At 69.4% G+C, this 17,309-nt stretch carries 14 protein-coding genes; 7 read left to right on the forward strand and 7 right to left on the reverse strand.

Annotation, left to right across the window (positions count from 1 at the left end; genetic code table 11):
- The first annotated feature begins 170 nt into the window (after positions 1–170).
- From AB0E94_RS20845 to AB0E94_RS20865, 5 genes are all read left to right on the forward strand, one after another.
- Complete coding sequence (locus AB0E94_RS20845) at positions 171–1,616, forward strand: glycoside hydrolase family 43 protein (protein ID WP_360328470.1); 1,446 nt, start codon at positions 171–173, stop codon at positions 1,614–1,616.
- A 71-nt stretch (positions 1,617–1,687) separates the two neighbouring features.
- On the forward strand, positions 1,688–2,026 hold the full coding sequence (locus AB0E94_RS20850) for a PadR family transcriptional regulator (protein ID WP_360328472.1): 339 nt from the start codon (positions 1,688–1,690) through the stop codon (positions 2,024–2,026).
- Position 2,027: 1 nt separating this feature from the next.
- Positions 2,028–2,486, forward strand: coding sequence for a hypothetical protein (locus AB0E94_RS20855; RefSeq protein ID WP_360328474.1), 459 nt, complete (start codon positions 2,028–2,030; stop codon positions 2,484–2,486).
- Between the two features lie 115 nt (positions 2,487–2,601).
- Complete coding sequence (locus AB0E94_RS20860) at positions 2,602–3,765, forward strand: monooxygenase (RefSeq protein WP_360328476.1); 1,164 nt, start codon at positions 2,602–2,604, stop codon at positions 3,763–3,765.
- Between the two features lie 18 nt (positions 3,766–3,783).
- Positions 3,784–4,740: a TIGR03885 family FMN-dependent LLM class oxidoreductase gene (locus tag AB0E94_RS20865; RefSeq protein WP_360328477.1), complete on the forward strand. Its 957-nt coding sequence runs from the start codon at positions 3,784–3,786 to the stop codon at positions 4,738–4,740.
- On the opposite strand, the gene AB0E94_RS20870 is transcribed toward AB0E94_RS20865, so the two are convergent.
- The 5 genes from AB0E94_RS20870 to AB0E94_RS20890 all read right to left on the reverse strand — a co-directional run bounded on the left by AB0E94_RS20870 (position 4,627) and on the right by AB0E94_RS20890 (position 13,771).
- Positions 4,627–6,111, reverse strand: a complete 1,485-nt coding sequence (locus AB0E94_RS20870) for a GGDEF domain-containing protein (RefSeq protein WP_360328479.1) — start codon at positions 6,109–6,111, stop codon at positions 4,627–4,629. The genes AB0E94_RS20865 and AB0E94_RS20870 overlap by 114 nt on opposite strands.
- Positions 6,112–6,380: 269 nt before the next feature.
- Positions 6,381–7,178 (reverse strand): NADPH-dependent oxidoreductase, encoded by a 798-nt coding sequence (locus AB0E94_RS20875; RefSeq protein WP_360328481.1) that lies wholly within the window; start codon positions 7,176–7,178, stop codon positions 6,381–6,383.
- A 31-nt stretch (positions 7,179–7,209) separates the two neighbouring features.
- Positions 7,210–7,926 (reverse strand): hypothetical protein, encoded by a 717-nt coding sequence (locus AB0E94_RS20880; RefSeq protein WP_360328482.1) that lies wholly within the window; start codon positions 7,924–7,926, stop codon positions 7,210–7,212.
- 134 nt (positions 7,927–8,060) lie between these two features.
- Positions 8,061–10,499 (reverse strand): glycosyl transferase, encoded by a 2,439-nt coding sequence (locus AB0E94_RS20885; RefSeq protein ID WP_360328483.1) that lies wholly within the window; start codon positions 10,497–10,499, stop codon positions 8,061–8,063.
- A gap of 485 nt (positions 10,500–10,984) precedes the next feature.
- Entirely contained in the window at positions 10,985–13,771 is a 2,787-nt protein-coding gene (locus tag AB0E94_RS20890) for an AbfB domain-containing protein (RefSeq protein WP_360328484.1), read from the reverse strand.
- A gap of 293 nt (positions 13,772–14,064) precedes the next feature.
- Here AB0E94_RS20890 and AB0E94_RS20895 point away from each other — a divergent pair, with 293 nt between their 5' ends.
- The gene (locus AB0E94_RS20895) at positions 14,065–14,568 is read left to right on the forward strand and encodes a VOC family protein (protein ID WP_360328485.1); all 504 of its coding nucleotides are present in this window, start codon (positions 14,065–14,067) and stop codon (positions 14,566–14,568) included.
- Positions 14,569–14,715: 147 nt separating this feature from the next.
- On the opposite strand, the gene AB0E94_RS20900 is transcribed toward AB0E94_RS20895, so the two are convergent.
- Positions 14,716–15,735: a hypothetical protein gene (locus AB0E94_RS20900; RefSeq protein ID WP_360328487.1), complete on the reverse strand. Its 1,020-nt coding sequence runs from the start codon at positions 15,733–15,735 to the stop codon at positions 14,716–14,718.
- Positions 15,732–16,094, reverse strand: coding sequence for a PadR family transcriptional regulator (locus AB0E94_RS20905; RefSeq protein WP_360328489.1), 363 nt, complete (start codon positions 16,092–16,094; stop codon positions 15,732–15,734). The genes AB0E94_RS20900 and AB0E94_RS20905 overlap by 4 nt, the downstream gene beginning before the upstream one ends.
- A 237-nt stretch (positions 16,095–16,331) precedes the next feature.
- Between AB0E94_RS20905 and AB0E94_RS20910 the strand changes: the two genes are divergently transcribed.
- Complete coding sequence (locus AB0E94_RS20910) at positions 16,332–17,210, forward strand: alpha/beta hydrolase (RefSeq protein ID WP_360328490.1); 879 nt, start codon at positions 16,332–16,334, stop codon at positions 17,208–17,210.
- The last annotated feature ends 99 nt before the right edge of the window (positions 17,211–17,309 follow it).

Consider the following 17,309-nt stretch of genomic DNA (forward strand, 5'->3'; position numbering starts at 1 on the left):
CCTCGCAAAAAACCCCAACTTGGTCCCGCGGACCACGCGCCGTCAGCCCCCCCCCGACTCCACCCCCTTCCCCGCGCGCCCCCCCCCGGCCGAGTTCTTGACAAGAAAGTTACGGGCATCAACACTTCGAAACATTCCCCCGTGCGTTAGCGCTAACAATCGGAGTTTCGATGCCCCGAGTCCTCAGTCGCATCAGCGCGTTACTGGCCACCTTCGTCCTCGTCCTCACCGGCCTGGCCGCCCCCGCCAGCGCCCTCGACCCGTTCACCGGCTATCTGATGGCCCACTTCATCGGCGAGTCGGCGCAGGGTGAGCAGATCTATCTCGCCCACAGCAAGGACGGTCGCAACTGGACCGACCTCAACGCCGGCGGCCCGGTCCTGCTGTCCACGGTCGGCACCAAGGGTGTCCGCGACCCAGCGATCGTCCGGTCCCCCAACGGCGACAAGTACTGGATCATCGCGACCGACCTGCGGATCGCCAGCGGCACCTCGTGGGGTGACGCGTCCAGCAAAGGCAGCAAGAACCTGGTCGTCTGGGAGTCCACCGACCTGGTCAACTGGTCGGTGCCCCGGCTGATCAACGTGGCCGGCGGCATCTCCGGCGCCGGTGACGCGTGGGCGCCGGAGGCCATCTGGAATCCGGCCACCAACGACTACGTCATCTACTGGGCCACCAACTCACTGCTCAACGGCGTCACCAAGCACCGCATCTGGTACGTCCGGACCAGCGACTTCCGCACCGTGACCGCCCCGACGCTCTACATCGACAGGGGATCCGGCCAGGGCATCATCGACACCCAGATCGTCGAGGTGGCGAACAGCCTGGGCGGGTACCGCTACTACCGGGCGTCGGCCGACGGGCAGATCACCGTCGAGGGCAGCAACTCGATCCTCGGCACGTGGACGAAGATCGGCGACCTCCAGCACCTCGGCATCTCCAACGGCGCCACCGGCGGCAACGTCGTCGAGGGCCCGATGTGGGCGCAGACCAACGGCGTGAACGAGTGGCACCTCTGGGTCGACCAGTACGCCACCGGCCGTGGGTACATGCCGGTGCGGTCGACCAACCTGGGCAGCACCGCGAACTTCGCCACCCGTACCGACTACAGCCTCGGCACCACCAAGAAGCGGCACGGCTCGATCCTGAACCTGACCGCCGCCGAGGAGACCCGGGTGCTGGCCAAGTGGGGCGCGAGCACGACGACGCTCAAGCGGATCCAGTCCTACAACAACCAGACCCGCTATGTCCGGCACGCCAACTTCGACGTACGGATCGACGCGGACGTGAGCCCGCTGCGCGACTCGCAGTTCCGGATCGTCCCCGGCCTGGCGAACAGCTCGGGCTACGTGTCGTTCGAGTCGGTCAACTACCCGGGCTACTACCTGCGGCACTACTCGTACGACGGGCAGCTCGCCGCCAACGACGGCACCGCGACGTTCGCCGCGGACGCCACGTTCAAGCAGGTGGCCGGGCTGGCCGACAGCACCTGGTCGTCGTTCCAGTCGTACAACTACCCGACCCGCTACCTGCGGCACTACAACTACCTGCTGCGCATCGACCCGATCAGCACCACCACGGAGAAGGCCGACGCCACGTTCCGTATCACGAGCTGATCGTCGAGGGGGCCGCTGCGGCGGCCCTCTCATTGTTGCTAGTACCTTGCGGCGCAAGGTACCTTGTGAACGTGACAGACGAAGCGGCACTGACCACGGCCCTGCGCCGGGGCACCATCGAGTACTGCGTGCTCGCGCTTCTCGACAAGCGCGAGCTCTACGGCGTCGAGCTGGTTCAGCAGCTCAGCCACGGTCTGGGCATGACCACCAGCGAGGGGACGATGTATCCGCTGCTGTCGCGCCTGCGGCGCAACGGGCGGATCGCGACCACCTGGCGGGAGGCCCCGGCCGGCCCGCCACGGCGCTACTACACCCTCACGTCGGACGGCGAAGCGGCTCTCACCCACTTCCGCACCGAGTGGGTCACCTTCCGCAGCGGTGTGGACCGCATCCTGGGAACGGAGAGTTGAGATGACCCAGACCGACGAATTGGTCGCCGCCTACCTGGCACGGGTGGAGCGGGCCGCAAGCCGTCTGCCCGCCGGGCGCCGTGAGGAACTGCTCGGCGACCTGCGCGAGCACATCGAGATCGCGCGGGCCGAGTCGGGCGCGGAGTCGGAGGCCGAGGTCCGCACGATCCTGGAGCGCCTGGGCGACCCGGAGAGCATCGTGGCCGCCGCGGACACCCAGACCGACCTGCCCCGGGTCACCGCGCCCGCACCGTACCCGGCGGCGCCGGCCTTCCCTCCGGCGCCACCCCGGCCGGTCTCGCGGACCGCGCTCTGGGTGGGGATCAGCGTGGTGATCGCCCTGGTGGTGATTCTCTTCTGCGGCGCCGCATTCACGCTGGCTCGCAGCGACAGCGGCCCGGCCGAGCCGCAGATCGCGCCGGTCCAGACAGAGGAGACGCGGCCGAGTGTAGGACCCTGAAACCACCCTGATGATCCATTCGCAGGGTCTCGTCCGGGTTACCACCGATATACGGGCGTGACTGGTGGTTGAAAGGATGAGGCGGACCCGTCGTCCGGCCCTGGGGAGGCCCGCAATGAGGTTCGCCCGTCCCGCCACCGCCGCCGTTCTCGCCACCGCGTTGTTCCTGGCCGCGTGTGCCAAGGAGCCGGAGCCGGCCGCGGTCGCGCCACCGGCCAGCCCGCACACCGGGCACAGCGCCTCCGGCTCCGCTCCACCGGCCAGCCCGCTGCGCGAGGGCGAGCGCTTCGTCGAGGTGGGGCTGAAGACGCCGTACACTCCGGCCGCGCCGAACGGCGGCACCGATGAGTACCGGTGCTTCCTGGTCGACCCGGGCCTGACCGAGGCGGCCTACCTGACCGGCAGCCAGTTCCGCCCGCAGAACGCGGCGATCGTGCACCACGCGATCTTCTACCGGCTCAGCCCCGAGCAGGCGAAAGCCGCCGAGCAGGTGGACGCCGGGACAGCCGGTGAGGGCTGGACCTGCTTCGGCGACAGCGGTGTCGACGGCCAGACCGCCTGGGTGGCGCACTGGGCGCCGGGCGCCGGCGAGACGCTGATGCCGTCCGGGTTCGGGTTCACCATGCCGCCCGGCAGCAAGCTGGTCATGCAGGTGCACTACAACCTGCTCGGCGCCGGCGACGGCGGCCCCGGCTCGGACGCGTCGGGCATGCAGATGCGCCTCTCCTCGGCGACCGGGCTCAAGCCACTGGAGACCGGGCTGGTGATGGCCCCGATCGAGCTGCCGTGCGCCCCGGGCGAGAGCGGGGAGCTCTGCGACCGGGACACCGCTGTCACCGATGTCGGCAAGCGTTTCGGCGCCGACTCGGCGGAGCAGGTCAAGCAGCTCAACCAGTGGTGCAACAAGGGCGCGCCGCCGAAATCGGGCAACACCCAGAGCTGTGACCAGCCGGTCGAGCAGGGCGGCACGGTCTACATGGCGGCCGGGCACATGCACCTGCTGGGCCGGGCGATCAAGGTGGAGCTCAACCCGGGGACGGCCAAGGCGCAGACCCTGCTGGACACCCCGCAGTACAACTTCGACGATCAGGCGCTCGTCCCACTCGCGAAGCCGATCAAAATCAACAAGGGCGATAACGTACGGGTGACCTGCACCCACGACGCGACGCTGCGCAAGCAGCTGCCCCAGCTCCAGAAACTGCCCGCACGGTATGTGGTGTGGGGCGAGGGCACGAGCGACGAGATGTGCCTGGGAATCCTGGTCATGGCGCCCGAGTAGTGGGTATGTAGCCGGTCCATGACCGAGTACGGCATCCACGCCTCGCACGAGCAGATCCCGCCCGGCGCGCTCCTGGACGCGATGATCGCGGCCGAGCGCGCCGGGTTCGACGCCGCCATGTGTTCCGACCACTTCTCGCCGTGGAGCTCCCGTCAGGGCCAGTCGGGTTTCGCCTGGTCCTGGCTGGGGGCCGCGTTACAGGCCACAAACCTGTCGTTCGGCGTGGTCAACGCGCCCGGCCAGCGCTACCACCCGGCGATCGTCGCGCAGGCGATCGGCACCCTGGCCAGCATGTTCCCGGGCCGGTTCTGGGCGGCTCTGGGGTCCGGCGAGTTCAGCAACGAGCACATCACCGGGGCGAAGTGGCCGCGCAAGGAGGTCCGCAACGCCCGCCTGCGCGAGTCCGTCGACGTCATCCGTGACCTGCTCGACGGGCAGGAGGTGTCCCGCGACGGGCTGATCACCGTCGACCGGGCCCGGCTCTGGACCCGCCCGGAGGTCACCCCGCCACTGATCGGCGCCGCGATCAGCACGGCCACCGCCGCCTGGTGCGCCGAGTGGGCCGACGGGCTGGTCACCGTCAACGCGCCCGAGGAACACCTGCGCGCGATGATCGCCGCCTACCGCGGCGCCGGCGGCCGCGGACCGGTCTGCCTTCAGGTGCACCTGAGCTGGGCCGGCTCGCAGCAGGAGGCCGAGACGATCGCCCACGACCAGTGGCGCGGCAACATCTTCGTACCGCCGGTCTGCTGGGACCTGGCCACCGCCGAGGAGTTCGACGTGGTGTCCGAGCACGTCACGGTCGAGCAGGTGGCGAAGGTTGTGAACATCTCGGCCGACCTGGAACGGCACGTCGAGTGGCTACGAGGCTACGCGGCCCTCGGCTTCGACCGGATCTACCTGCACCACGTGGGGCAGGACCTGGGCCCGTTCGTCGAGGCGTTCGGGGCGAAGGTGCTGCCGGCGCTGCGCTGAGCCGCGTTTGTCGGCGTACATCTGCTCGTCGGCGGCCGCGAGCAGTTCGTCCGGCGCGACGATCCGGCGTTCGGTCCAGGTGACGGTGCCGACCGCGGCGGTGACTCCCAGGTCGCGGCCGCCCCAGGCCACGGGCGCCGCGATCGACCTGGCGATCCGGTCCCCGAGCGCACGGGCCGTGGCATCGTCCGCCTCGGCACAGAAGATGAGAAACTCGTCGCCGCCGATCCGGGCCACCACGTCCCCGGCCCGGACCGCGTCGGTGATCCGGCCGGCGGTGGCCCGCAGGATCGCGTCGCCCGCCTCGTGCCCGTGCTCGTCGTTGATCGGCTTGAACCCGTTCAGGTCGCAGTAGATCAGCGCCAGGTCGCCCGGCGCCCCACCGGCGTGCGCGGCGATCGCCTTCTGCATCTCGGTGAACAGGTGCCGCCTGTTCACCAGTCCGGTCAGCTCGTCGTGGGTGGCCTGGTAGAGCAGGGCGTGTTTGAGCCGGCTGATCCGGACCAGCACGAGCGGGATGCTCAGCAGCGGCGCGATGGTCAGCAGGAGCCCGTCGGCGGGCTGGCCCAGGAGCTGACCGAGGCCGCCGCACAGCGGGATCAGCAGCAGCGCCGTGCCGAGCAGGCCGAGCTGGAGTTTCGGGGTGGGCGGCGCCAGGTTCGCGGCCGGCTCGCTCAGCTGCTTGACGCTCGGGTGCAGCCCGGCCGCGCCGAGGGCGAGATACCCGACCGCGAAGCACAGGGCCGGCAACGACGCGTTCTCACCGGAGACCGGCCCCATGTTGACCAGCGCGATGCCGAGGATCGTGCAGCCCAGCGACGCGAACAGGTAGTTCAGGCAGGTCCGGCCGGCCTCGCTGGTCCGGGCCACCCGCAGCAGCGCGCCGCAGATGCCGAGCAGCACCAGCAGCTGGGTGAGCACCAGGAACAGCCCGGCCGTGCCCATGCCGATGCTCAGCATGCGCGGCCGGAACGCGAACTCCCACAACGGCGCGGCCAGGGCGATCCCCCACACCGCGGCGTCGATGGTGCCGCTCGCGTCGCGGGGCGCGTGCCGGAGCACGATCAGCAGACTGGCCGCGAGCATGAACACGTAACCGCCCAGTTGCGGCGGCACGACCAGCAGATCCGGCGGTTTGGCGACACCCTGCAGAGCGGCGATGAACCAGGCCGCGTTCGCCATCGTGAGCAGCAGCAACGCGATGATCACCAGAACCCACGGCCGCTGGTCGATCACCCGGTGCCGGCGCAGGCCGACCGCGATGGCCACCGCGGCGACCATGCCGGAGAGCAACATCAGACCGGTGCGGACCGGCGCCCCGCCGTACACGTACCCGGCCGCGAAGATCGCCGCCACAACCCCGAAGGCCACCGATACGGTACGCCCGGCGCGCCCCGCCACCGGCCGGGGCACATGGCCGCCCCGGCCGGTCAGAAGGTTCCGGGCCCGGCGCACACAGGTGTTCTTCGACGACCGCACGCCCGTCTTGAGGTTTCACGGGGCCAACCTCCGTACCGCCAGCCGTCGCTCACCGTCCCCAAAGACCGCCATTCCAGCGCTGAGCGACGGCCGAGACCGCCAGCCGTCGCTCAGCGTCCCCAACGAGCCGCCATACCAGCGCTGAGCGACGGCTGGCGGGTTTAGCGGGACGGTAGGCCCAGGCGCTCGAGGACGGCGCGCAGCACGTGGCGTCCGGCCAGCGACTCGGGGCCGCGCAGGCGGGCCAGCACCCGGTCGCTCCATGCGCCGGGGAGGCCGTACGTGCTGTTGTAGGTGGTGAGGCGCTCGTCGTACAACTCGATGTGTTTGTCGGCGGCGACCGCGTCGTATGTCTCCTGATGCAGCACCGCCGCCTGCGGTAGACGGGGTTTGATGCCGGCCGGCTCGGACGGGTCGGGCTCGCCGACGGCGAGGCCGAAGGCCGCGACCGCGTGTGGCGGGAGGCCGAGCTCGGCGGCGACCTCCTCGGGATGGTTGCGGATCGCGCCGACGAAAACCGTACCGAGGCCGAGCGATCGGGCGGCGACCACCGCGTTCTGCGCGGCCAGCGCGGTGTCGATGAACCCGATCAGCGTGGTCTCCAGGTAGTCGGCGGCGTCGGCCGCCACCCCGGCCCGGTCGGCCAGCCGCCGGGCCCGGCCCAGGTCGGCGATCCAGACCAGGAAGAGCGGCGCCTGCGCGATGAAGGCCTGGTTCCCGGCGAGGGCGGACAGTCGCTTCTTGCGTTCCGGGTCACGGACCGCGACGACGCTCCAGGGCTGGAGGTTGGACGAGGTGGGCGCCGACTGGGCGGCCGCGACCAGGGCGGTCAGCTCGTCGGCGGTGACGTCCCGGGGACCGAAACGGCGGACCGAGCGGTGCGCGAACTGTACGGCGAGCACGTCGTTGGCGACGGAGACGGCGGCATCGGGGTCGCCGTAGCGAGCAGTGAGAGGCACCCCTAAAACCTATCTGCAATGTAGGAGATAGTCACCCCGCCGAGGTCAGCTCGTCTGCGGCGTCGGACAGCAGGGCGGCGACCCGGGTCATCGCGTCGATCCGCTGCTCGATCTCCCGGGGCCGGGGGCTCAGCAGGGCGGTGACAGGCGTGTTCACCCACTCGCCGGTGACCACGTAACCGCAGCCGGGCAGCGCCTCTTCGATCCGCTGCAACAGCTCACGGGTGAACAGGGCGGCCACCTCGGGCGTGCCGATGTCACCACCGATCAGCTGCCCGTCCGCGATCGACACCCGGCCCACCGGCAGCGGCCGGGGCAGCCTGGCCAGGTAGAAGGTGTCATGGCCACCGATGTCGCGGGTCTGGTCGAAGACCACGAACGGCACCCCGTTCTCAGTGCCGGTGAGCACCGCGAACGCGGGCGGCGCGTCCCGCAGGAACTGCTCCAACCGGGTCGAGGCGGGCAATGCGGCGTCCTCGGAACGGTACGTCCAGCCGCGGCGCGCGGCCAGGCGGGGGCGCCCGCGCAGCGTCCTAGTCCGGGAGATCAGCTTGCCGGTCTGGACCAGGATCGTCACCCCGCCGGCGAACCCGATCACACCCGCGGCGCCGGGCTTGTGCTCACCGATCAGCCGCAGCGCGCCCACCATCAACAGCACACCCACGAACAGCCAGATCACCGGCCGGCGGCGACTGCGCAACCGGGCTGGGATCGGGCTGTTCGCACCGAATCTGGTCCATTCGTTCACTGGTTCCTCCGCGAGCCGGGTGCCCCTCCATACCCGCCGACGGCACTGTCCGACCCTCCACACGGTACGGTGCGCATCCGGCTCGCGACACGCCGTTCGACCGCGGGGTAGATAACGGTCCGGCGTGAATGGAATCAGCCCAGGACCGCCTCCACCCGGACCACCGCGCCCGGCTCGGCCGGCGGAACCAGGTTGCCGTCCACCCGTACCCCATCGACGAGCAGGTGGGTGACCCGGCCACTACCTGTCACGCTGATCTCGTAGGTGGCGCCCCGGAACCCGCGGGTCGCCGTGAAACCGGGCCAGCCGGCCGGCAGCACCGGGTCGATCCGCAGGCCGCCGAAGTCCGGCCGGATGCCCAGGATCCACTGGCTGATCGCCACGAAGTTCCAGGCCGCGGTGCCGGTCAGCCACGAGTTCTTGGCTTCGCCGTGGGTGGGCGCGTCCCGGCCGGCGATCATCTGGGCGTAGACGTACGGCTCGGTGCGGTGCGTCTCGCTGATCTCCTCCCGGGCCGACGGGTTGATCCGCCGGTAGTAGTCGAACGCCCGGTCCCCGTTGCCGACCATCGTCTCGGCGATCATGATCCACGGGTTGGTGTGGCAGAAGATCCCGGCGTTCTCCTTGTACCCGGGCGGGTACGAGGAGATCTCGCCCAGCTCGATCCGGTAGCTGGAGAAGGCCGGCTGCTGGAGCACGATCCCGTGCGGGGTGGCCAGCCGGTCGGCGACGCTGTTCAGCGCCTTCACCGCGAGCCCGTCCTCCAGACCCACCCCACCGAGCACGCAGATGCCCTGCGGCTCGATGAAGATCTGACCCTCGTCGTTCTCCCCCGAACCGAGCACGTTGCCGTAGAAGTCGTACGCCCGCCGGAACCAGGCCCCGTCCCAGCCGTGCTCGGTGATCGTGCCGGCCATCTTCTCGGCGGCCGCCCGGTAGACGACCTCCTCACCGTCCTGACCGCGCAGCCCGGCGATCACCGCGAGCTCCTTGGCGGCCAGCACGAACAGGCCGGCGATGAACACCGACTCGGCGACGCCACCGGACGCGTTCTCGGTCGTCTGGAACGGCTCCCCCGGAGTGTCGGAGAAACAGTTCAGATTCAGGCAGTCGTTCCAGTCGGCGCGGCCGATCAGCGGCAGGCCGTGCGGGCCCAGCCGGTCCAGCGTGTACTTCAGCGAACGGCGCAGGTGCTCGTAGAGCGGCACCTCGCTGCCCGGCACGTTGTCGAACGGCACCGGCTCGTCCAGGAACGTGTGGTCGCCGGTCTCCTTCAGGTACGCCGCCACGCCCAGGATCAGCCACAACGGGTCGTCGTTGAAGCCGTCGCCGATGTCGTTGTTGCCGCGTTTCGTCAGCGGCTGGTACTGGTGGTAGGCGCCGCCGTCCTCCTTCTGCGTGGCGGCGATGTCCAGGATCCGCTCCCGGGCCCGCTCCGGGATCATGTGCACGAAACCGAGCAGATCCTGGTTCGAGTCGCGGAAGCCCATGCCACGGCCGATGCCCGTCTCGTAGAGCGACGTCGACCGGCTCATGTTGAACGTGACCAGGCACTGGTAGGCGTTCCACACGTTGACCATGCGGTTCGTGTCGCCGTCCGGTGTGGTCACGTGCAGCGTGTTCAGCAGCCGATCCCAGTAGGCGCGCAGGTCGGCGTACCCCTGATCGACGACCTCGGGCCGCAGCCACCGGGAGATGACCGGTTTGACCCGGGTTTTGTTGATCGTCTGCGAGCCCGGCGGGTCGAACTTGTCGTCCTTCGGATTCTCGGCGTAGCCGAGGACGAAGACGACCTCGCGCGTCTCGCCGGGCGCGAGCCGCAGCCGGACGTGATGGCTGCCGATCGGCTGCCATCCGTGTGCGACCGAATTCTTCGAGAGACCGCTCTCTACGGCGACCGGCCGATCCCAGCCCCGGTACGCGCCGAGGAACGCCTCTCGCTGCGTGTCGAACCCGGCGAGCGGCTCGGAGCAGGCGAAATAGGCGAAGTGGTCACGGCGTTCGCGGTACTCGGTCTTGTGGTAGATGACCCCGTCGACGACCTCGACCTGGCCGGTGTTGAAGTTCCGCTGGTAGTTCGTGGCGTCGTCCTGCGCATCCCACAGACAGAACTCGACGGACGAGAACAGCGACAGCTCCGCGTTGTCGGTGCGCTCGTTGGTGACCCGGACCCGCCAGACCTCCAACGTCTCCCCGAGCGGTGCGAAATAGAGCGTCTCGGCCCGGATCCCTCGCCGAGAAGAGCCGATCTTGGTGTACGAGAGCCCGTGCCGGCACTCGTAGTCGTCCAGCTCGCGTTCCGGGGTCGGCTGCCAGGACGGTGACCAGTAGTCGCCACTGACGTCGTCGCGCACGTAGACGTAGCGGCCGCCCACATCGAGCGGCGCGTTGTTGTAGCGGTAACGGGTGAGCCGCCGCAGACGGGCGTCACGGTAGAACGAGTAGCCACCCGCGGTGTTGGACACGATCCCGAAGTAGGCGTCCGTGCCGAGATAGTTGATCCACGGCAGCGGTGTGTCCGGCCTCTCGATGACGTACTCGCGCTGCTCATCGTCGAATTGCCCGTAGCGCAACAGGTCCTCCCCCGTCGCAGTCGGAGCCACCCGGCGGAGTCGCCGGCCGGCATGGGAGCAAGTTTGGGAGCGCTCCCATGGTCGCCCATTTTACCGCTTCGACACCGCAATGGGACCAGTCCGAAAAGACTCTTCCTTTTCTCTCCCCGCCGCACGGTTTCCCGGCCCGCGTCCTCGCCGCGTGCCCGCCCCGCCCCACCCCACCGACCGCCTCAGGTGAAGGCCGCCGCCTCTCCCCACCGCCGCCTCGAGTGAACGCCGCCGTCCCTCCCCACCAACCGCCCCGCATGAACCCCGCCCCTCGTCACCGGTCACCCTGCTTGAAGGCCGCCGCCCCTCGTCACCGATCACCCCGCCTGAAGGCCACCGCCCTCGTCACCGATCACCCCGCCTGAAGGCCACCGCCCTCGTCACCGATCACCCTGGTGAACGCCGAACGGCCGCCCGCGACCCCGCGCGAGCGGCCGTTCATCAGGTATGGGCGGTTATGGGGTCCAGGGAGCGGCGACGGTCCAGCTGCTGTCGGCGCTCAGGGTCAGCGGCCGGTCGAATCCGGATCCGGTGCCGGACGCGATCCAGGCCTGGGCGTCGAAGTGCCTGAGATACCGGCCGGGGAAGTTGAGCGACTCGAAGGTCACGCCGACCCCACCGAGCCCCGGCCGTGCACAGAACGTGGCGTCAGCCGCGAACAACGCCGACCCGTCGTTGGCCGCCAGCCGAATCCGGCTGGCGGAATGCCGCAGGTACTGCCCGGGATAGTTGACCGACTCGAACGTGTAGCACGAGTTGTCAGCCAGACCGCGGCGCAGGGTGAACGTGGCATCGGCCTTGAGCAGCGCGCTGCTGCCCGAGTTCACCGCCTCGGTCCAGCCCAGGCTGTCGGCGTGCCGCAGATACCGGTCGGTGTATCCCCACGTGGTCACCTGCAACGACCGCCGCACATCGAACGGAAGCACCACCGAGCTGCGCCACAACGCCGGATTCGACACGTTCCAGGTCGCGTCGGCCGCGAAGCTGCCACCCGTGTTGGGATCGATCCGCACCTGCTCGCTGGCGTGCCGCAGATACTGACCGGGCTGGTTGGCCGCCTCGAAGGAGACCCCGCCGGCCGCCAGGCCCGGCCGGGAGCACCACGTGGCGTCAGCGGCGAACGACCCGCCAGTGTCGGCGTCGACCCGCACCAGGCTGTTGGCGTGCCGCAGGTAGCGGCCCGGGAAGTTGACCGACTCGAACGAGTAGCAGCGTGGATCGGACAACCCGGCGACGGTACGGAACGACGCGTCCTGCCGAGCCCCGTCCCCACTGATCACATCGGTCCGGGCCACCGAGTCGGCGTGCCGCAGATGACGATCGGTGTATCCGGGCGTGGTCACCTGGAACGACCGCACGTGCCCGAGCGCCAGCGGCGCCGCCGAGTTCTGGTTGCGTGACGCCCGGATCAGGCTCGTCATCGCGGCGCGCACCTGGCCGGTGTCCACCTTCTGCACCTGACGGTCGTAGGTGAGCAGCCCGTTGTACTCCCCTTCGACGTCGGTGATCTCGGTGTAGACGAAACCGGAGAGCCCCTTGCTGGTCATCAGGCGTTCCGAGTCTCGGATCATCCCGGTGAACCGGTCGTTGAGCTGCGCGTTGCTCGACATCTGCTCGTAGGCGAAGAACTGCCCGTTCGGGCTGTACTCGTGCCCCGGGGTGCGCAGACCCAGCCCGCCGAACTCCCCGAGGATCGACACCCGGGTCGACGACGGCACCGGCGCGTCCGGCCCGGTGTAGACGTGCCAGTCGATGATGTCGCCGGTCCCGGGGTCACCCTTGGAGGCACAGCAGTTGAACCCGGAGTGCGCGTTCATCAGCCGGGTCGGGTCGTAGTTCTTCAGATCGCGGGTGACCCGCTGGGTCTCGGCGAGGTTCCACTCGCCCCAGCCCTCGTTGAACGGCACGTAGGTGATGACCGCCGGCGAGAAGCGGTGCTCGTCGACAATCTCCCTGGCCTCGGTCTCGAACTCCGCGATCTGCGCGGCCGACTTGGTGTCGTCACCTCCGGACGGGATGTCCTGCCAGACGAGCAGGCCCAGCCGGTCGGCGTGGTAGTACCAGCGGGCGGGCTCCACCTTGATGTGCTTGCGCACCATGTTGAAGCCCAGGTCCTTGTGTTTCTGCAGGTCGAAGGCGAGCGCGGCGTCGGTCGGAGCGGTGTACAGCCCGTCCGGCCAGAAACCCTGGTCGAGGGTGCCGGCCTGGAAGACGAACTCGCCGTTCAGGGTGGGCCGCAGCACTCCGTTGACCAGTTTGGTGCCGACCTCGCGCATGCCGAAGTAGCTGGTCACCTGGTCGACGCCGGCCCCGCTGGAGTCACGGAGCGAGACCCGCAGGTTGTACAGGTATGGATCGTCGGGCGACCACCGCCGCGCGTTCGGCACCGGAACGGTGAAGTCAGTGAATCCGCCGGTCGCGCTGCCCACGACGGTGGCGCCGGCCATGGACTCGGCGAACACGCTGTGCCCGGTGACGTTCCCACGAGTGAACACCCGCACCCGAACCGTGTTCGCGGTGATGTTCGGATAGATGTCGACCGAGTAGATCGACGAGACCGGAGTCGGTTCCAGCCAGACGGTCTGCCAGATGCCCGACGTCGGCGTGTAGAAGATCCCGCTCGGGTTGTTGACCTGTTTACCGGACGGCTGCTCCTCACCGCGGCCGTTGGTGGGGTCGTAGACACGGACGACGATCTCGTTGGTCCCGCCGTTGAGCTGCGGCGTGATGTCCACCTCGAACCTGTCGTAACCGCCCTTGTGCGTGGTCACCTGCGAACCGTTGACCCACACCGTGGCCTCGTAGTCGACCGCGCCGAAGTGCAGTTGCACCCGGCGGCCCGCCCAGCCGGACGGCACGGTGAACGTCCGCCGGTAGAACATCAGGTCACGGTTGTCGTTGCGCATGATCCCGGACAGCGCCGACTCGACCGGGTAGGGCACGAGGATCCGCTCCGGCAGGGTCTGCCCGATCGGCGGCGCCGCGTTGCGGTTGACGTTGCCGGCGGAGTCGGTCGCCGGGTTGAGGAACTGCCACTCGCCGTTCAGCGACTGCCAGTCGGGACGGGTCATCTGCGGCCGGGGGTACTCGGGAAGGGGATTGGTGGTGGAAACCTGGCTGGTCCAGGGCGTGGTGAGCGGCGGCGTCTTCGGAACCACCGCCGCCGCGGGGGCGGCGAAGCCGACCAGGCCGGTGGCGGCCATGGCAAGCAACACGGAGGTACGGGCGACGAATCGGCGCATCGGACTCCTCAGGGGAACGGGCACACCGAGTTCCACGAACATGAACCGCCTGGTCACGGCGGGCATGCCGGACAACGGAGGCTGAGAGCGGACGAATAGGACCGGGAGGACAACCGGAACCCCGCAAGACCGAACGGGCTCACACAGGGTCGAACACATTCATCCACCGACGCCGATCCTCTGTCAAGGTTCTGAACGATTCCCGGAACCAGTGCACTGGTCGTATTTGCCGGGTGCCGCGCAAGTCGCGCGTCGCCGGGAAGTGCTGACGCCCGACGAGGCAAGATCCAGGGATGAGTGACACTCAGACCGACCTCGCCGCGCTTGAAGCCACGCGCCACCGCATCCGCGAGGAGCACCTGCGGCCGCCGGGCCAACGACCGGAGTCCACCGCCCGGGGCCTCCATCACACCGCGTTGATCAGTAGCGACGTGGAGAGGACCGTCCTCTTCTACCAGGGCCTGCTCGGCTTCCCGCTCACCGAACTGATCGAGAACCGCGATTACCCCGGCTCGTCGCACTTCTTCTTCGACATCGGCAACGGCAATCTGCTCGCCTTCTTCGACCTGCCCGGCCTGGATCTGGGCCCCTACGCCGAGGTCCTCGGCGGCCTGCACCACCTGGCCATCTCGGTGGAGCCCAGCCGCTGGGCCGAGATAGTCCAGCGGCTCACCGACGCATCCGTAGAACATGCGGTCCACAGCGATGTCTCCGTCTACTTCCAGGATCCGGACGGCGCCCGCATCGAACTGATCGCCGACCCACTCGGCGAGATGTACGGCACCAAGGTGCTCTGACCACGGCCCGACGAGCGATCTCCCCGGCGCTGGACCGGCGGCTGCTGCACGAATGGGCCGACGGCCTGCGCATCGCCGTCTCCACCCGATCACGGGGATGCGGACCACGCCACGGAGGGAATGGGCCGTAGGCCCGCTCCGCGCTGCTCAGGACGAGGCCACCGCTCGGCTTCGTCGGGATCGACGGGAGCGCAGCCGGCCTCGCACGTCATTGATGATCATGACCATGGCCAGGACCCCGCAGACCATCAGCCACCAGGGGCCGTTCAACGCTGCCTCCACGGTCTGCACGCCGAACACGAACCCCACACCGAGCGTCGCCAGCAGACCCGCATTGGAGCTGCGCCACCACGGGCCGGGGCGCACCGGCTCGCCCTCGGCCAGGTCACGTGCGTAACCGGCAAGCGACGGGAATTCGTCGCGCGGCCGCCCGCCGGTGGCCAGCACGTGGGCACGGGTCTCGGCGACCAACTCGGAGGCGCGGGCAGGCGCCACATCGAACCGGCCCACCAACAGCGCATCCAGACGGGCGAACCAGGCCTCGGCCTCCTCCGGACCATCCTCGCTGTCGCCGTCTGTGGGCACGACCGCCCGGCTGGGACGGGTCAGCAGCCAGCACGCCCCGACGCTGACAGCCAGCAGGACAACCGCGGGCAGACCACCCACCCGCTCCCGCGGAAGCTCGATGAACGCCACGCCGGCAAGCCCGCCCAGAACCGCACAAAGGGCGAACGACCAAGGCGCGAGCCGGGGATGCCCGGACGCCCGCAAGGCGCCCGGACCAGCCCAGGCGACCACGGCGGCGAGGCACGCCACCAGCGAACCGGCCAGGCCGGCGACCGTCACCGGAATCGTCAGGCTGCCGGCGCCGATCGCGCCCACGACAGCCACCGGGATGCCCAGCGCGGCAAGCCCGAACAACGCATCGCCCAGGTAGTCACGTGGGGTCTTGCCTCTGGTGTCGCGCAACGCCTGCTCGGCCGGGCGCGAGCCGGCGACATCCGCCGCGAAATCAGCTGGCGCACCGATGGCCCGCCAGGGGCTCTCGCAGCTCTCGGCACAGTGCTGACGCGCCTCGTCGATCAACGGTGTCGCCTCGTGGTAGCCGATCCCCCGCTCGCTGAGCGCAAGCCGGGCCGAGGCCTCCCACCTGTCGAACGCTGTCATCTCGCCTCCGTCGTCTGCTCGAGAAAGCGGCTCAGGGTGCCCGCGAACCGGCTCCATGCCGCACGCTGGTCAGCCAGACGTTGACGGCCCGGATCAGTGAGCGCGTAGACCTTGCGCCCGGGGCCACCCTGACCCGCGTGCCAACTGGACACGACGACGCCGTCGGCCTCCATCCGGTTGAGCACCGGATAGAGAACGCCACCGCGGACCTTGCCCAGCCCCTCCTCCGCGAGGCGCTGGACCAGGGCATATCCGTGCTGGTCGCCCTCGGTCAGAGCGGCCAGCACGGCCATCTCAAGGGTCGCGCGCACCCACCCCGCCTCAGGCTCGGGCGGCATGCCTGGCTTCTCGGCTCCCATGGCACCTCCTTGTTGCGGATGAGACTAGTCGGAAATTCGGCTAGTCGCCAGTCCGAATAAGTGGCATCCTTGTCTACACGGCGGGCGACCGGCCGGAGCCGTTCCTTCCCCGGGGCCGGCTCGACAGGCCACGCTGGACGGAAGGGCTCGTGGGCCACCCGATCGGAGAGTGAGGCGAGGATGGAGCTGTCGCGGATCGCGCCTGAGTTGCGGAAGCCTGTACGGCGGTTTCCGGCCATGCCGGTGGCATCGCCATGGTTCCGGCAGCTGAGCCGACTCGCCCTGCCACTGATCCGCTCGGCCGCCTCGCCAGGTGTGGTCATCGAGCAGGCCATTCCCGGAGCCCCGGGAGTCCGGGTCCACCGGCCGGAGCAGATTCGGTCACGGGCCGCGCTGCTCTGGATTCACGGCGGCGGGCTGGTGATGGGCGCCGCCAAGCAGGATGACCGGCTCTGTGGCGCCACCGCGGCCGAGCTGGGAATCGTCGTGGTGGCGGCCGACTATCGGCTGGCGCCCGAGTTCCCGTTCCCGACCCCGCTGGACGACTGTCATCTGGCTTGGACCTGGCTGCTGCGCAATGCGGCACGGCTGGGCGTCGACCCGGGCCGGGTGATCGTCGGCGGCCAGAGCGCCGGCGGTGGCCTGGCAGCAGCGCTGGCCCAGCGGTTGTATGACGAGGACGGGGTTCAGCCGATCGCGCAGTGGTTGTTCTGCCCGATGCTCGACGACCGCACCGCGGCACGTCGCGAGCTGGACGAAATCGGTCATCGAGTCTGGAACAACAAGAACAACAGGTATGGGTGGGGTGCTTATCTCGGGTCCCGGCCAGACGAGAATGAGCCAGGCGCCTTGGAGAGTCCACCGCGTCATGCGGTGCCGGCACGTCGCGACGACCTGACCGGGCTACCGCCGGCGTGGATCGGTGTCGGAGACGTGGACCTGTTCCATGAGGAGGATCTGGCATATGCCGATCGGCTGCGCGCCGCCGGCGTGGCGGCGGCATTTCATGCGGTTCCGGGAGCGCCGCACGGCTTCGAGGCGTGGGCGCCGAACACGACGATCAGCCGCGATTTCGTGAACGCCGGACGGCAATGGCTGTCGGACTTCACCAGGTAGCGGGCGGCCCATGATCGTTGAACGGCACAGAGCCGAGGCCGGACCGGAACCAAAGCCGGAGCGGACCGAAACCGAACCTGGGGCCGAGGCCGGGACCGG

The organism is Actinoplanes sp. NPDC026670 (assembly GCF_040638175.1).
Classification (GTDB): Bacteria; Actinomycetota; Actinomycetes; order Mycobacteriales; family Micromonosporaceae; genus Actinoplanes.

Coding starts and splice junctions, on each gene's coding strand:
- AB0E94_RS20845 (WP_360328470.1), top strand. CDS start 171: ATGCCCCGAGTCCTCAGTCGCATCAGCGCGTTACTGGCCACCTTCGTC.
- AB0E94_RS20855 (WP_360328474.1), top strand. CDS start 2,028: ATGACCCAGACCGACGAATTGGTCGCCGCCTACCTGGCACGGGTGGAG.
- AB0E94_RS20860 (WP_360328476.1), top strand. CDS start 2,602: ATGAGGTTCGCCCGTCCCGCCACCGCCGCCGTTCTCGCCACCGCGTTG.
- AB0E94_RS20865 (WP_360328477.1), top strand. CDS start 3,784: ATGACCGAGTACGGCATCCACGCCTCGCACGAGCAGATCCCGCCCGGC.
- AB0E94_RS20890 (WP_360328484.1), bottom strand. CDS start 13,771: ATGCGCCGATTCGTCGCCCGTACCTCCGTGTTGCTTGCCATGGCCGCC.
- AB0E94_RS20895 (WP_360328485.1), top strand. CDS start 14,065: ATGAGTGACACTCAGACCGACCTCGCCGCGCTTGAAGCCACGCGCCAC.
- AB0E94_RS20900 (WP_360328487.1), bottom strand. CDS start 15,735: ATGACAGCGTTCGACAGGTGGGAGGCCTCGGCCCGGCTTGCGCTCAGC.
- AB0E94_RS20905 (WP_360328489.1), bottom strand. CDS start 16,094: ATGGGAGCCGAGAAGCCAGGCATGCCGCCCGAGCCTGAGGCGGGGTGG.
- AB0E94_RS20910 (WP_360328490.1), top strand. CDS start 16,332: ATGCCGGTGGCATCGCCATGGTTCCGGCAGCTGAGCCGACTCGCCCTG.